We start from the raw sequence: 15,438 nt of genomic DNA, 5'->3' as shown, positions 1-15,438 counted from the left end.
GGCCGACTCTACCTTGACTTCGTGTATGCCTCACACTTAAATTAGTGTGGCCCACACACAAATAATCAGGGGAGCACGCCATGGAACTGCTGGATCGACACCACGCGCCGGGCCGGCGCACCCGACGGCTCGGCGGTGTGGTGGTGCTGCTGACCGCGGCGTTGCTCTCGAGCTCGATCGTCGGCGGAGGGGCGGCCGGGGCGCTGTCACCGGATCGCGGCGACACCGTGGTTCAGACCGATGCCGGCGCTGTCCGCGGCAGGGTCGATTCGACGGCCAGGGTGTTCCAGGGGATTCCGTACGCCGCGCCACCGGAGGGCGACCTGCGCTGGGCCTCGCCGCAACCGGCCGAGCCGTGGCGGGGCGTGCGGGACGCCACCAAGCCCGGCAACCGCTGCGCCCAGGCCGGCGGGGTGATCGATGAGCCCAGCACGGCGGAGGACTGCCTGTTCCTCAACGTCACCACGCCGCGCGCCACCGGGAAACGCAAACTGCCGGTGATGGTGTGGATCCACGGCAACGGGTTCATCAACGGCGCCGCCAGCCTGTACGGCGCGCGGCGGTTGGCCGCCGAAGGCGACGTGATCGTGGTCAGCCCGAACTACCGGCTCGGAATCTTCGGATTCCTGACCCACCCGGCGCTCGACCACGGCAAGGCCCGGAACCTGTCGGGGAACTTCGGCCTCGAAGACCAGCAGGCTGCGCTGCGCTGGGTGCGGCGCAACGCCGCGGCGTTCGGCGGCGACCCCGGCAACGTCACGATCTTCGGCGAGTCCGCGGGCGGGACCAGCGTCTGCGCCCAGCTCGCCGCGCCGACATCGGCGGGGCTGTTCCACCGCGCGATCGTGCAGAGCGCGCAGTGCACCGGTGACAAGTGGTCGCCGGGCCCTCCGACCTGGTTCCCGCTGCCCCGCGCCGTCCGTGAGGAGAACGGTCTCAAGGCGGCGGCCGAACTCGGCTGCGCCGACCCGGCGACCGCGGCGGCCTGCCTGCGCGACAAGAAGGACGTCAGCGAACTGGCCAAGTTGTCCGACGTCGGTGTCGGGTCGGGTCCCACCGTCGGCGGGGGCTTCCTGCCGCTCAGCCCCGAGCGCGCATTCGCGACCGGTCGCTTCAACCGCGTCCCCGTCATGCAGGGAACCACCCGGGACGAACACCACCTGTTCACCGCGGCGATCGAGGTCGCCACCGAACAGGTCACCACTCCGGAGAGCTACCGCGAGCAACTCGCCGCCTTGTTCAGCCCGGCTGATCTGCGGCGCGTTCTGGCCCGGTACCCGGTCGCCGACTTCCACTCCGCGGGCGAGGCACTGTCCACGGTCGTGACCGACTGGGCCTGGGGATGCCCCGCCCAAGGCCGGGACCGCGCACTCGCCGCGCACACTCCGGTCTACGCCTACGAGTTCGCGGACGAGACGGCGCCGTGGTTCAGCACCCTGCCCGAACCCAACTTCCCCACCGGCGCGTTCCACGGAGCCGAACTGCAGTACCTGTTCGAGGACGAGCAACTCCCCGGCCCGCAGACGCCCGCCCAGCAACGGCTCTCCGCGACCATGATCGGCTACTGGACCCGGTTCGCCGCCACCGGAAACCCCAACGGCAGCGGACAGCCCCGCTGGACGCCCTTCCAGGGCGACGGTTGGGTGCAATCACTCGGAACCACCACGATCGGCCGGACCGACCGCGGCGCGGAACACCGGTGCGCCTTCTGGAAGACCATCGGCTCGCCGTCGTAGACGCTCACCTGGTCAGGGCGGAGAGGGCGTGCTGGAGCTCGGCCGATGCCTGGTCGACCGTTCTCTTGCCGGTGATGGCGTCGGTGACGTGCTTCTGGACGGCGGTACTCACCTCGTTGTAGCGAACCACCACCGGACGGGGCTTCGCCTTCTCCATGCCCTGCCTCAGAGTGGGCAGGTACGGATACAGCTTGACCATTTCGGGGTCGTGGTAGAGCGCGGCCAGGGACAGCGGGAACGACTGGGCGCGTGCGTACTGCCGCTGCACCGGAGCGCTGACGATGTAGGCGATGAAGTCGCGGGCGGTGGCCTGGTGCTCGGAGAACGCCGAGACCGCGAGGTTGTCGCCGCCCAGCGTCCCGGAGCCCGGGCCGTCCTCTCCCGGAACGGGCGCGACGCCGAACCTGCCCGCCACCCTGGAATCCGCGGACGCGAGCGCGTACACGTACGCCCAGTTGCGGTGGAAGACGAGGTGGCCCTCCTGGAATGCGCGGCGGCCCTCTTCCTCCTTGAACGTGAGCGCCTTCTTGGGGATCGTGCCGTTCTCGAAGCCGTCCACGAGGAATCGGAGACCGGCCTTGGCCTCCGGGGTGGTCACCTGCGGCCTGCCGGACGAGTCGAACACCTCGCCGCCCGCCGACTGGACGGCCTCGGCGTAATTCACCGTCAGTCCCTCGTATTCGCTGAATTGGCCCGCGTAACAGTCGACGCCTTTCGCCTTCCGCTGGACTCTCGCGCAGGCGGCGCGCAGTTCGTCCCAGGTCGTCGGCGGGTTCGGGATCCCGGCTCCGGCGAGCAGGTCTTTCCGGTAGTACAGGACGCCTGTGCCCGTCAGCCACGGAGCCGCATAGAGCCTGCCCCGGTACCGGCCGGTAGCGAGCGCGGCGGGGACGAGCGAGGCGGTGTCCAGGAGACCGTCCGGCAGGGGCGGGATCCAGCGGTGCGCGGCGAACTCCGCCGTCCAGACCGCGTCGAGCCGGACGACGTCGTACGCATGCGACTTGATCCGCATGTTCTGGACGAGCTGCCGCCGCGCCTGGTCGCCGTCCTCCGGCAGTTCGACGAGCCTGACCCTCTCCTTCGGATGCGCGCGGTTCCAGGCGTCGACCAGCTTCGGGACGGTCCGCGTCAGGTCCTTGCCGGTGGCGACCGTGATCGTGCCGCGCCCGCCGGCCCCCGCCGGGGAGCCGGACGAGCCGCCGCAGCCGCTCAGCAGCAGCCCGAGGGACAGCGCGGCGGCGCCGCCCCGCAGGGACCGGGTCGTCATGACGGCATCGCGCCTTTCGCAGGGAATTCTCCGGATTGATCCGGGCTTGAGCCCCGATGACCGTACCGTTCCAACATGCCGGCGGACGCGCGTTCGCCGGGGACGGCGGCGGCGTCCCCGGCCTCGATATCCTGGCCGGACGCCGCCCGGCCGTCGGCGCATAATTATGCAAGTGTCTTTCATAAGTGGCCTTGGAATAATGGGCGTCGTCCGCCGGATCGCTGTCCAAGAGGTGCCGTGACGCCACACTCCCTGCACGGGGGCGACCCCTCGATGCTCCGCCGCCTCAACTCCGCCGCGACGCTGCGCGAGCTCCGCGACGGCGGCGAGGGCACGCTGTCCGAGCTGGCCGCGCGGGTCGGGCTGTCCAGGCCCACCACCGAGGGCGTGCTCGGCGAGCTGATGGAGCGCGCCCTCGTCGCGGAGGACGCGCCGCGTCCCGGCGCGGGGCTCGGCCGCCCCGCCCGCCGCTACCGCTTCCGCGCGCGCGCCGGGCACGCGCTCGGCGTCGACATCGACGCGCGCCGCGCGCGGGTCGTCGTCGCCGACCTGACCGGCGCGGTCGTCGGCGGCCACGTCGCCGGGCTGGCGGAGCAGGCCCCGCCGCGCGAGCGGATCGCCGCCGTCCGCGCCGCGGTGAAGGCCGGGCTGCGGGACGCGTCCGTCGAACGGCGGTCGCTGTGGGCGGTCGCCGCCGGGACGCCGGGCGTCGTCGCGCCGGACGGGACGGTCACGTCCTGCACCGTCATCCCCGGCTGGACGGGCGTGCGCCTCGCCCGCGAGCTCGGCCGCTCGTTCCCCTGCCCGGTCCTCGTGGAGAACGACGCCAACCTCGCCGCGCTGGCCGAACGCTGGCGCGGCGCCGCCCGCGACGCCGACGACGTCGTCTGCGTCCACGCCGCGCTGCACACCGGCATGGGCGCGCTCCTCGGCGGGCGCCTGCACCGGGGCCGCTGGGGCGCGGCCGGGGAGATCGGCATGCTGCCCGAGCTCGGCCTGCGCGACACCACCGCCGCGCTCGTCCCGGACGCCGACCCGGGCCCGCTGTTCGAGCAGGCCGAGCGCGTGCTGGCGGACGCGGCCCGCGGCGTCCCCGCCGCCCGGGACGCGGTCCAGCGGCTCGCCGCCCGGATGGCGCGCGGGATCGCCGCGATGGCGCTCGTCCTCGACCCGGAGATGGTGGTCCTCGGCGGGCCGCTGATCAGGACCGGGGACGCGCTGGTCGCCGAACTGCGCAGGCGGGTCGCGCCGCTGTGCCCGAGCCCGGTCCGGATCGAGGCGTCCGAGCTGGGGGACGAGTCGGTGGGCCTCGGCGCCGTCCGGCTCGCCCTGGACCGCATCGACGAGGACCTGTTCCGCCTGGACCGCCCGGCCGACACCGCTTCCTCGGCCGCCGACGAGCACGAGGCAGCCCAGTGACCGTCGCCCTGATCACGGCTTCATCCCAGGGGGGTGGTGAAGGGCCAGGCTTTGGAGAGGAGGGCTTCGGTGGCCGTGATGGCGGCTGCCAAGCGTTGATCGTGGGGGCCCTTCACCTTGATGTGGGGGAGGGAGCGTTGTCCGAGTTCTTCCTCGAAGCGGGCTGACATCCAGGAGCGGATGGATGCGCCGTCCCGCCAGCCGTCCTGTTCGAAGGGGACGCCGTCCGGGGAGGTGAGGATCCACAGGTGGTGCGGGTTCCGCTCGTGGACGGCCTCCACCGCGGCCGAGGGACCGCCCAGGTAGCGCTCGTGCCAGAGGGCCGTGGCGAACGCGTCGGTGTCGCAGACGAGCAGCGGGGAACCCGAGCGGGCGGCGGCGTCCTCCATGACCGCGTGGTGTTCGGCGATGCGGACGAAGTCGGCCGGTTCCCAGGTCAGGTCGTCCAGCCACAGGGACGGGTCGCGCGCTTCGCGGCGGGCGGCGGCGAGCTTCTCCTCGGTGAACGTCCGGCCGTACTCCGGCACCCAGCGGGTCGCCGCCCAGACCCCGCCCCGGCTCGCGTAGTGCGCGGCGAGGGCGCGGGCGAGCGTCGTCGTCCCGGTCGACTCGGCGCCCACCACGACGACCCGGCGCGCCAGGTACGCGCGGACGGGCGGCGCGAGGAACTCCCAGTGCGCCACGGGATCGTCCCGGACGGCGGTGCCGCTCACCGGGAACCGGCTCCGCGCCGGATCGACCGGGACGTGCCGGGCCGAGAGCCGTTTCGCCAGCTCGGGGCCGTACTCCTCGGAGCTGAACACCGCGTCCACGGGCGGGACGGACACGCCGAGGCCCGACCGCGTCGCGACGCCCGACCGGAACGCCGCGACGTGCGCCGACCAGATCTCGTCCGACCCGTAGTCGATCTCCGTGTCGTCCACCACCGGGACGATCTCCACGTGCGGCTGCGGGTGCGCCTCGCGCAGCCAGGCCGTCCGCAGCGGCAGCGGGACGCTCTCCACGCTCGACGCCGCGACGACCACGGTCACCCGGTCGCACGCCGCGGCGGCCGTGTCGATCAGATGGCGGTGCCCGGCGTGCGGCGGGTAGAACTTGCCGATCACCAGCCCGTGCGCGTACCTCACGCGGGCTGGACCGCCGGGCCCGCGACGCCCCCGGAGCGCAGGTCGCGCCGCCACGCCAGCAGGCCGGACACGCACAGCGTCAGGAACACGAGGTACAACGCGCTGGTCAGTTTCAGGTCCTTGTAGAAGTAGAGGGGGATGTAGACGAGGTCGGCGGCGATCCACAGCCACCACGACTCCAGCAGCTTGCGCGACTGCCCGTACGTCGCCGCCAGCGAGATCGCGGTGGTGAGGGCGTCCCAGAAGGGGACGGTCGAGTCGGTCCAGGCGGAGAGGGCCCAGGTCAGCAGGGCCGTCCCGGCGGCGCCCGCGACGGCGAGCGCGGCCCATTCGGCCGCCCGGGTGCGCCGCACCGGGAGCCGGTCGCGGCCCTCACCGCCGTACAGCCACACCCACCAGCCGTAGAGCTGGAGCGCGACGTAGACGATCTGGAGCCCGGAGTCGGCGTACAGGCCGCCGTCCAGGAACACGAGGCCGAGCAGGATCACGTTCGCGATCCCGACCGGCCAGTTCCAGATGTTCTGCCGGACGACGAGCCATACGTTGACCGCGCCCGTCGCGAAGCCGAGCAGCTCCGCCCAGGTCGTCGGGACATCGCCGAGGTGGAAGGCGGGATCGAGCAGCGGACCGAGCGGAACGTTCACCGACACGGCCCCTATGATCACATCTCGTCAGAGCGACGACAAGGGGGCGGACGGCGACGCGCCGCTCACCCGAGCCTGATCCGACGGGTCAGGCGGGCAGGAGGAGGACCAGCGGCGTTGAGGTCGGTTGGGCCGAGCCGCCCGCCGGTTCGACGGTGAGGCCGACCCTGTCGGTCGGGCGCCAGTTCCCGGCGACGACGGGGCGGCTTCGGTCGGCGGGCAGGAGCCCGGCCGAGCGGGGGCCGTCCACGCCGATCAGCCAGAGCTGGTACGTCCGGGAGGGCGGCAGCGGCCGGAGTCCGGAGGACGCGACGACGGCCCGTCCGCGCGCCGCGGAGGCGACGACGGTGACCGTCCCGCCGCCGGCGGCGCGTCCGGTCGCGGCGCGGGCGTCGGGCGCGGACAGCACGGACGCGACGTCCCGGTACGCGGCCTCGGCACGCTCCACCCGCTGCCTTTCCCGGACGACCTGCGTGACGGACGCCGCCGTGACCAGGCACGCGGCGGCGGCCAGCCCGGCGGCGACCGCGCGCCGCCACCGCCGCGGGCGCGGACGCGGACGCGGGTCCGCCCGCCGCCCCGGCACCCGGCCCGCCGCGCCGCCCGCCGGGAAGGGGGCCACCCGTCCGGGCACCGCGCCGCCTGCCTGGGCGGGGGACGCCCGTCCGGGCCCCGGGTGGTCCGCCGGGGCCGGGGGCGTCTGCGGGACGTTTCGGATCGTGGCCAGGACGCGGGCGCGGAGTTCCGGTGGGGGTGGTTCGGCGACCGCCATGCCGAGCCGCGCCGCCGTCGCCTGGAACTCGCGCAGCTCCGCCGCGCACGGCTCGCATCCGGCGAGGTGCGCCTCGAAGCGGGCGCGCTCGCCCGGGTCGTCGATCGCGTCCACCGCGTACGCGCCGGTGAGGGCGTGCAGGTCCTCGGTCATCGCTCGACCCCCAGGCAGTCGCGCAGGCGGATGAGGCCGTCGCGCATCCGGGTCCGCACCGTGTTCGGCGGCGCGCCGACGAGTTCGGCGACCTCACGGTAAGAATGCCCCGCGTAGTAGGCGAGCGTCACGGTCTCGCGCTGGAGCCGGGTGAGCGTCCGCAGGCAGCGCCGGACGCGCTCGTGCTCCAGCCGCGCCTCCACCCGCTCGCCGACCGGGTCGTGCGCGGCTCCGGGCGGACCGGCGGCGGTCCGCGCCTCCCGGTCACCGGCGCTCTGCTCGCGCCTCACCCGGTCCACGGCCCGGCGGTGCGCGATCGTCATGATCCAGGCCAGCGCGGACCCGCGCGCCGGGTCGAAGCGCGCCGCCGACCGCCACACCTCGATCATGACCTCCTGCGTCACCTCCTCCGCCAGCGCCGGGTCGCGGACGACCCGCCGGGCGAGCCCGTGCACCGGCGCCGCCGCCACGCCGTACAGCCGCTCGAACGCCCGCTCGTCGCCGCGCGCCACGCGGCCGAGCAGCGCGTCCGCGTCGTGCCCGGGCGCGGCGCCGGGTTCCGGCGGTCCCGTCTCCGATGGCATGCCGCGCTCCCCTCGGTGGGTCGTCCGGCCACCGCACGCCACGGCCCGCCGGGGATCGGGGGTCACAGGACGAGGCTGCGCAGCGTCAGGCCGACCCCGAGGACGACGACCGTCGCGGACGACCCGATAGGCATCATTCCGGACGGAACCCATCTCCGGATGGCCGGAATGCGCCGCCCGGCCAGCGCTCGTCCCGTCCCGACCCGCCGGGCCAGGACGCGCCCGGACCCGGCCACCAGCACGCCGACCGACACCAGCGACACCGCGAGCCCGAGCCCGTAGGCGAGGACGAGCACGACCCCGAACCACGCGCGTCCGATCGCCGCGCCGCCGACCAGTACCACCACCGCCGACGGGCTCGGCACCATCCCGCCCGCGAGCCCCATCAGCACGACCCCGTCCCGCCGCGGCGGCCCATGCGAATGCCCGTGTCCGTGTCCGTGCCCATGGCCGTGACCGTGACCGTGCCCATGGCCGTGGGTGTGGTGGCGGGCGCGGAGGGCGCGGCGCAGCAGGACCGCGCCCGCCGCCGTGACGAGGACGCCGCCCGCCGCGCCGAGCCAGGGGAACACCGTGTCCGGGGCGAGGAGCGTCCCGGACGTGACGAGCAGCCCGAGCGCGAAAACCCCGGCGGTATGCGTGACGGTGACGGTCAGGCCGAGGGTGAGGACGTCCCGGATCCGCCGCCGTCCCGACCCGATGGCGTGCGCGGCCATGATCGTCTTGCCGTGGCCGGGCGCGAGGGCGTGCAGCGCGCCGAGCGCCAGCGCCACCAGGAACGCGAGGAGCGCGAAACCCGGCGTGAGGTCATGCCTCGCGACCAGGGACGTGAACCGCTGCGTCAGGCCGTCCGTCCCGCGGGGGAGGAGGCGCTCGGGTCCGCCGCCGGCGGCGGGCGCGGCGAGCGGCGGCCCGCCGTCCCGCACCGTGAGCGTCGCCGACCGCTGGGAGAGCGGCGAGGCGAGCATGTCGCCCGGATAGGCGGTGAGGCGGCGGCTGCGCGACGTCGCGGGCACGTCCGAGGAGGTCAGCGTCATCCGGTCGCCCTGCGCGGTGACCTCCCGCCAGCCGACCCGTCCGTCCGCCTCGCCGGTCCGGAAGGAGATCGCGCCGGGCCCGGCCGGGGCGGTGACGCGGCATTCGGCGCGCAGCGTCGGCAGCCCAGCCTGCCCGGACGGCGCCGTCGCCGACGCCGCCCGGACGGTCGCGACCACCGCCCGCCCGTCCACGGTGACCCGGAACGACGAGGCGGCGCGGCGGCACGTCCCGTCCGCCCAGGCGGCCAGCTCGGGGCCGGACGGACGCCCGTCGTGGTCGGTGTCCAGGTCGGGCAGCGCCTGCGCGGCGGGGATCTCCGCGAGGTCCTCGACGTGGTCGATCCGCAACTCGTGCGGGGCCGCGACGAGCCCGTCGTAGTGGTTCACGGTGAAGTTCCCGAGCGGGTGCGCGGCGACCAGCCCGGCCGCGAGCGCGAGAGTGATCACGGGGTGCCTCCGAGGTCGTCCAGGGCGGCCTTCGCGCGGGGCGCCCAGAGCGGGGAGAACCGAGGGGTGCGGCGCAGCGATTCGGCCAGGTCGCGGCGGGCGGCGGCGCGGTCCCCGGCGGCCTTCTCGATGACGCCGAGGTGGAAGCGGAACTCGGCGCGGCGGTAGCCGGTCGCGGTCGCCTGGCGGGCGTAGCGGACCGCCTCCCGGCCCCGGCCGTTGCGATGCAGGGCCCAGGCCAGCGCGTCCGCCGCGTGGACGCTGCACTGCCGGACGCGGGCGGGCCCCGGGCAGCGCCGCCCGTACTCGGCCTCCGCCGCCCGCAGCGCCTCGGCCGGGGAGCCGTGGTCGCTCTCGAACAGCGCGGTCTCCAGGTCGGCGTCGACCCCGTTGGCCTTCGCGATCCGCGCCCAGGTCGCCGCGACGGCGTACTGGCGGTCCGCCTCGGCGCGGCGTCCGGCCGACTCCAGCAGCTCGCCGTACTCGGTCAGGTACTGCGGCAGCGGCAGCCGCCGGACGATCTCCGCCCACCCGGCGAGCGCCCCCGCGACGTCGCCCTTCGCGGCGCGGACACGGGCGGCGCCCGCCATCGCGGGCACGTAGCCGGGCGACGCGCGCAGCGCCTCCGCGTATTCGCGCTCGGCCCGTCCGAGGTCGCCGTCGTTCCAGGACATCTCGCCGGACGCGGTCGAGATGTAGGCGAGGTCGCCACGGTCGGTCGCGGAGGTCGCCGCCAGGTCCAGCACGCGGCGGGCCTCCTTCACCTCGCCGCGCAGCTCCCGCACGTACGCGAGCCGCGTGAAGATCGGGATGCCCGGCCGGGCCGCGTCCGCCCGCCGCGCCGCCGCGAGCGCCTCGGGGTAGCGGCCGAGCTCGACCAGCGCGTCCACCCGGACGGCCGCCGCCCGCTGCCCGTACGGGTTCGCCGCGAGCGCCGCGTCGGCGTTCCGCAGCGCCCCGTGGAAGTCGTGCCGGGCCGCCGCCAGCGCGCCGAGCCCGGCGAGCGCGCCGTCGTTGCCGGGCGCCTCCGCCAGGGAGCGCCGCAGCACGCCGTCGGCCTTCGGGTAGTACGAGGTGTCGCCGGTGACCCGGGCCTGCTCGACGTACGCGAGGCCGAGCGACGCCCATCCGGCGGCGTCGTGCGGCTGGTCGCGGAGCCGCGCCTGCAGCCCCGCGACGCCGGAGGCCGGGGCCCCGGCGACGCCGGACCCGGCCGTGGCGCGCACTCCGGAGGGGCGGTGGGGGGCCACCGCCGCTCCGAGCGTCAACGCCACGGCGAGTCCGGCGGCCGAGGCCCCGGCGATCAGGGGACGACGGCGCATCAGCTCTCGTGCCGTCCCGTCATGGGGCTCCGGCGCCGCCACCACAGCAGGCCGCCGGTCAGCACGAACGTCGCGCCGCCCGCCAGCGCGGCGACCGGCAGCGCGCCGAGCAGCGCGGACCCGTCACCGTCACCGGCCGTGCTCTCCGTCGCGCCGGCGTTGAGGAAGCTCATCGGCTTGCCGTTCGCGCCCGTGCGCTGCCCGGACGTCTTGACGCCCGGCGTCTTGCCGCGGGCGTCCGTCCCGGACCGGGGAGCCGCCACGTACGGGAACGCCTTGTCGAAGGGGAGGTCGTTGGCGTTGACCGCGTCGCCGAGGTCGTTCTTGTTGCCGAGCAGCTCGCCCTCGGCGGCCTGGAGGATGATGTCGGTGACGTCGTCGGTGAGCCGCCGCCCGTTCGGGAAGCCCTGGACGTCGCCGCCGAGGACGCCGAGCCGGTCCGGCTTCGCGGTCGGCTTGATCGACGTGTTGAGTCGCAGGAGCTCGGCCGGCCGCACGTTCTTCGGCTGGTTCAGCCCCGGCACGCCGGTCAGGAACGCCTGGACGAGGTCCTTGCGCGGAGTCGCGGGCGCCGGGATCTTGTAGAGCTGCTGGATCAGCTTCGGCACCTCGGGGTCGGTGACGAACTGCGCGAACTGCGCGTCCGCCCACGGGTTGGACGCGTTGAACGTGTCCTTCTTCCCGCGCGGGATCACCACCTCGTTCACCAGCGGGGCGCCGAGCCGGGAGACCTGCGTCCAGTCCCCGCCCGCGGTCTGCCGCTGCACGGTGGAGTTGACGCCGATCACCGGGTCCTGGCCGGTGACCAGGTCCTTCGTCGGCACCTGGACGGCCAGCGTGTTCACGTTGTAGCCGCTGACGGTGTCGTCGCCGACCTCCTTGAGGTTCCCGCCGAACAGCAGGTTGAAGACCTGGAGGTCGATGAAGAAGGAGTCGTCGGCCTGCCCGGCGAACGCGGTCGCGCCGTTCCCGAGCTGCTTGATCGCCTGCTGGCGCAGCACCGGGTAGTTCGGCATGGACGCCTTGCCCACGTTGGACGGCGCGACGGGCGCGTTGTCGGCCAGCTTGCTGACGCCGGTGACCTTGCCCTCCTTCTGCCGGATCAACGTCAGGTCGTAGGTCTGGGTGAAGTTGAGGTCGGGGTCGTCCAGGCTCGTCACCGGCCCGGTGTTGTAGAGGAAGGTGTTGCCGTTCTTCAGGAAGTCGTTGAACTCGAACCGGTAGATGAGGTCCGGCTGCGCGTCGCCGTCGTTGTCGACGTTGAAGTCGTAGCGGGCGTCGCGGGCGAACTTGTAGAAGTTGGGCCCGCCCGCCGGGTCCTCGAACGGGATGAAGTTCGCGACGAGCGTCGTCGTGTCCGGCTTGTCCGGACTGACGAAGGCGTACACGTCGGTGTTGTCGTACTGCGGCTGCCCCGAGATGAGCGGCGCCTCGCGGTGGCTGGACGCGGTGCTCTGCCGCGGCACGAGCCCGGCGAACCCGCCCGCGAGGAGCAGGCCCCCGGCGGCGACCAGCGCGGCGATCCGCGTCACGGTCGGATGAGTGGTCGGACGAACGGTCGGCATCGTTGCTACCCCTCCCGGTCTCCGGACTCCCGTCGCGGCGGCGCCTCGGTGGCGCTGGGCTAGGTCTGCCGCGACGCCGGATCGACCGGTCTCTTCGCCATGCCCGCGACTACTTCGCGGCCCGGCCCGGATCTGATTGGTCCCGTGCCCCCGATGGCCGGATACGGCCAACCCGCCGGGGCGTCCGTTTGACAATGAGTGAGTGCTCACTCAGACTGAAGGCGCAGGTGGGAAGCAGTAGGAGAGCGCAGAGGAGAAGCCATGTACCCCGAGCTCAGCGGGACGGTCGTCGTCGTCACCGGCGGTTCGCGCGGAATCGGCGCCGACACGGCGCGCGCCTTCGCCGCCGAGGGCGCCAGGGTCGCCGTCATCGGACGCGACCAGGCCGCCCTCGACGGCGTCGCCAAGGAGATCGGCGGGATCGGGGTGGTCGCCGATGTCACCGACCTCGCCGCGATCGAGGCCGCCCGACAGCGGATCGAGGACGAGCTCGGCCCGGCGGGCGTGCTGTGCGCGTTCGCCGGGGGCGGCATCGCGCGTCCCGGGCCGACCGCCGCCATGTCCGAGGAGGAGTGGCGGTCGGTCGTCGACGGCAACCTGACCGCGACGTTCCTCACGCTCAAGAGCTTCCTGCCCGGCATGCAGGAGCGCCGGGCGGGCGCGGTCGTCACGATGTCGTCCTCGGCCGGGCGGCTCCCGACGAACCTGCCGGGCGGCGGCGGCCGCGAGCTCGGCAACCCGTGGGGCGCGCCGGTCGCCTACGAGGCGGCGAAGGCGGGCGTCCAGGCGCTGACAAGGCACGTCGCCGCCGAGGTCGGGGCGGACGGCGTCCGCGTCAACTGCGTCGCGCCCGGCACGATCCGCACCGAGCGCACCGACCGGTACATGTCGCCCGAGGTGCAGCGGACGGTCGCGGCGTCCCACCCGCTCGGCCGGATCGGGGAGACGCGCGACGTCGCGGGCGCCGCGCTGTTCCTCGCGTCCGCGCAGGCGGGCTGGCTGACCGGCCTCACGGTCGACGTGGCCGGAGGCCGGGTCATGCTCTAGCCGCGCCGGGCGGGTCGCCCGGCGGCTAGGCGACGATCAGCAGCGGGTTCTCCAGCAGCGTGGCGAGCCGGTCCAGGAACTTCGCGCCCGTCGCGCCGTCGGTGGCGCGGTGGTCGACCGACAGCGTCAGCGCGAGGCGCTTGCCGGGGACGACCTGCCCGTCCCGGACGACGGGCTCGTCCCGGATGCCGCCCACCGCGAGGATCGCCGCCTCCGGCGGGTTGATCACGGCGGAGAACGAGTCGACGCCGAACATGCCGAGGTTGCTGACGCTGAACGTCCCGCCGCTCATCTCCTGCGGGGACAGCTTCCCGGCCCGCGCCTTACCCGCCAGCTCCCGCGTCTCGCGCCCGATCTCCGAGACGCTCTTGCGGTCGGCGTCCTTGATGACCGGGACGAGCAGGCCGTCCTCGACCGCGACCGCGACGCCCACGTGCACGCGCTTGTGGAAGAGGAGGTTCTCCTCGGTGTAGGACACGTTCACGGCCGGGTGCTCGCGCAGCCCGGTCGCGACCGCCTTCACGATCAGGTCGTTGACGCTGACCTTGGCCGGGGCGAGCGCATCGTTCAGCGTGGCGCGGAACGCCAGCAGCGGCTCGGCGTCCACCTCCCGGTTCAGGTAGAAGTGCGGCGCCTCGCGCTTGCTCTCGGTGAGCCGCAGCGCCGCGACCTTCCGGAACCGGTTCAGCGGGACGGCCTCGACGTCCGGGTCGTCGACGGCCTGCGCCTGCACGGCCGGGGCCGCAGGCGCCGGTGCGGGCGCGGGTGCCGGGGCGGGCGCGGTGGTGCGGATCGCGGCCTCGATGTCGGCGCGGACGATCCGTCCGCCCGGACCGGAGCCGCTCAGCGTCGCCAGGTCGAGGCCGTGGTCGCGGGCCAGCCGCCGGGCCAGCGGAGACGACGGCGGACGCGACCGTCCCGAACGCTGCGGTGCCGGGGCAGGGGCCGAGGTGGGGGCAGGGGCCGCCTGCGCCGCCGGGGCCGCGGCGACCGGCTCGGGCTCGCGCGCCGGTTCCGGCTCCGGTTCGGCCTCCGGCCGGGCGGCGGCGGGAGCCGCGGCGGCGGCGCCGCCGACCGGCGCGAGGACGGCGATGGGCGCGCCGATCGCGGCGGTCTCGCCCTCCGCGACCAGGATCTTCTCCAGGACCCCGGCCTCGTACGCCTCGTACTCCATGACCGCCTTGTCGGTCTCGATGTCGACGATGACGTCGCCGACCGCGACCTCGTCCCCCGGCTTCTTCTGCCAGGAGCTGATGACGCCCTCCTCCATCGTGTCGGAGAGGCGGGGCATGAGGATGTCGGTCATGAGGCGGTCTCCAGGACACGGCCCGTGGCGCGGAGGGTGGCGCGGGCGGCGGTGAGCAGGGACTCGGCGGACGGCAGCGCCGCCGACTCCAGGGACTTGGCGTAGGGCAGCGGCACCTCGGCCATCGCGACCCGGCGGACGGGGGCGTCCAGCCAGTCGAACGCGCCCTCCTGGATCGTCGCGGCGATCTCGGCGCCGATGCCGTAGGTGAGCCAGTCGTCCTCGGCGACGACCGCGCAGCCCGTCCTGCGGACCGACTCGACGATCGTGGCGCGGTCCAGCGGGCGCAGGCTGCGCAGGTCGACGACCTCGGCGGACACGCCCTCGGCGGCGAGGGTATCGGCGACCTCGGCGGCGACCCGCGCCATCCGCGAGTAGCCGATGATCGTGATGTCGGCGCCGGGCCGGGTGACGCCCGCCCGGCCGATCTCGGCGGGCTCGACGTCCTCGACGGGGACGGGCAGCTCGCCCTTGGTGTTGTAGAGCGCGAGGTTCTCCAGGAACAGCACCGGGTCGTCGTCCCGGATCGCGGCCTTGAGCATCGCGGACGCCTCGGCGGGCGTGCTCGGCGCGACGACCTTCAGCCCGGGGATGAACGAGTAGAACAGCTCGACGTTCTGCGAGTGGGTGGCGCCGAGCTGCTGCCCGCCGCCGCCCGGCGTGCGGATCACCATCGGCACGCTGGCCTGCCCGCCGAACATCCCGTAGATCTTCGCGGCGTGGTTGACGATCTGGTCCAGCGCGAGCAGCGAGAAGTTGATCGTCATGATCTCGACGACCGGGCGGAGGCCGAGCATCGCGGCGCCGATGGCGGCGCCGACGAAGCCCTCCTCGGCGATCGGGGTGTCCCGGACGCGGCGCGGCCCGAACTCCTTGAGCAGCCCCTCGGTGATCTTGTAGGAGCCCTCGAAGAGGCCGATCTCCTCGCCCATCAGGAAGACGTTCTCGTCCCGCAGCATCTCGGCGCGCAGGGTGTCCCGGAGGGCCTGGCGGTAGGTCACGGTTGCCATGG

At 74.2% G+C, this 15,438-nt stretch carries 13 protein-coding genes; 3 read left to right on the top strand and 10 right to left on the bottom strand.

The genetic code is table 11. The features are described 5' to 3' along the window. The first annotated feature begins 80 nt into the window (after positions 1-80). Entirely contained in the window at positions 81-1,736 is a 1,656-nt protein-coding gene (locus tag FXF68_RS28130; RefSeq protein WP_148764343.1) for a carboxylesterase/lipase family protein, read from the top strand. Between the two features lie 4 nt (positions 1,737-1,740). On the opposite strand, the gene FXF68_RS28125 is transcribed toward FXF68_RS28130, so the two are convergent. Beyond that, positions 1,741-3,003, bottom strand: coding sequence for an ABC transporter substrate-binding protein (locus tag FXF68_RS28125; protein ID WP_148764341.1), 1,263 nt, complete (start codon positions 3,001-3,003; stop codon positions 1,741-1,743). 237 nt (positions 3,004-3,240) lie between these two features. On the opposite strand from FXF68_RS28125, the gene FXF68_RS28120 reads away from it, so the two are divergent. After that, positions 3,241-4,422, top strand: coding sequence for an ROK family protein (locus tag FXF68_RS28120; RefSeq protein WP_222870120.1), 1,182 nt, complete (start codon positions 3,241-3,243; stop codon positions 4,420-4,422). A gap of 20 nt (positions 4,423-4,442) precedes the next feature. Here the strand turns inward: FXF68_RS28120 and FXF68_RS28115 are convergent, their stop codons facing one another. From FXF68_RS28115 to FXF68_RS28085, 7 genes are all read right to left on the bottom strand, one after another. Next, entirely contained in the window at positions 4,443-5,549 is a 1,107-nt protein-coding gene (locus FXF68_RS28115) for an AAA family ATPase (protein ID WP_148764339.1), read from the bottom strand. After that, positions 5,546-6,199 carry a nicotinamide riboside transporter PnuC gene (gene pnuC / locus FXF68_RS28110; RefSeq protein ID WP_148764337.1) on the bottom strand — a complete coding sequence of 218 codons (654 nt, stop codon included), beginning with the start codon at positions 6,197-6,199 and terminating at the stop codon, positions 5,546-5,548. Before pnuC ends, FXF68_RS28115 begins: the two co-directional genes overlap by 4 nt. Before the next feature lie 82 nt (positions 6,200-6,281). After that, positions 6,282-7,118: an anti-sigma factor gene (locus tag FXF68_RS28105; RefSeq protein WP_148764335.1), complete on the bottom strand. Its 837-nt coding sequence runs from the start codon at positions 7,116-7,118 to the stop codon at positions 6,282-6,284. Beyond that, on the bottom strand, positions 7,115-7,702 hold the full coding sequence (gene sigK, locus FXF68_RS28100) for an ECF RNA polymerase sigma factor SigK (protein WP_148764333.1): 588 nt from the start codon (positions 7,700-7,702) through the stop codon (positions 7,115-7,117). Before sigK ends, FXF68_RS28105 begins: the two co-directional genes overlap by 4 nt. 62 nt (positions 7,703-7,764) lie before the next feature. Further along, positions 7,765-9,186 carry a nickel transporter gene (locus FXF68_RS28095; RefSeq protein ID WP_148764331.1) on the bottom strand — a complete coding sequence of 474 codons (1,422 nt, stop codon included), beginning with the start codon at positions 9,184-9,186 and terminating at the stop codon, positions 7,765-7,767. Further along, positions 9,183-10,508, bottom strand: coding sequence for a tetratricopeptide repeat protein (locus FXF68_RS28090; protein WP_148764329.1), 1,326 nt, complete (start codon positions 10,506-10,508; stop codon positions 9,183-9,185). Before FXF68_RS28090 ends, FXF68_RS28095 begins: the two co-directional genes overlap by 4 nt. Beyond that, positions 10,508-12,073, bottom strand: coding sequence for a DUF4331 domain-containing protein (locus FXF68_RS28085; RefSeq protein WP_148764327.1), 1,566 nt, complete (start codon positions 12,071-12,073; stop codon positions 10,508-10,510). Before FXF68_RS28085 ends, FXF68_RS28090 begins: the two co-directional genes overlap by 1 nt. A gap of 261 nt (positions 12,074-12,334) precedes the next feature. Between FXF68_RS28085 and FXF68_RS28080 the strand changes: the two genes are divergently transcribed. Next, positions 12,335-13,120, top strand: a complete 786-nt coding sequence (locus FXF68_RS28080) for an SDR family NAD(P)-dependent oxidoreductase (protein ID WP_148764325.1) — start codon at positions 12,335-12,337, stop codon at positions 13,118-13,120. Between the two features lie 25 nt (positions 13,121-13,145). Here FXF68_RS28080 and FXF68_RS28075 read toward each other — a convergent pair whose 3' ends face one another. Then, the gene (locus FXF68_RS28075; RefSeq protein ID WP_148764323.1) at positions 13,146-14,426 is read right to left on the bottom strand and encodes a dihydrolipoamide acetyltransferase family protein; all 1,281 of its coding nucleotides are present in this window, start codon (positions 14,424-14,426) and stop codon (positions 13,146-13,148) included. Next, the gene (locus tag FXF68_RS28070; protein ID WP_148764321.1) at positions 14,423-15,436 is read right to left on the bottom strand and encodes an alpha-ketoacid dehydrogenase subunit beta; all 1,014 of its coding nucleotides are present in this window, start codon (positions 15,434-15,436) and stop codon (positions 14,423-14,425) included. Before FXF68_RS28070 ends, FXF68_RS28075 begins: the two co-directional genes overlap by 4 nt. Positions 15,437-15,438: the final 2 nt, after the last annotated feature.

The organism is Actinomadura decatromicini (assembly GCF_008121305.1).
Classification (GTDB): domain Bacteria; phylum Actinomycetota; class Actinomycetes; order Streptosporangiales; family Streptosporangiaceae; genus Spirillospora; species Spirillospora syzygii.
The sequence above is the reverse complement of the archived record's forward strand: the minus strand, read 5'-3'. Positions and strand labels throughout refer to the sequence as shown.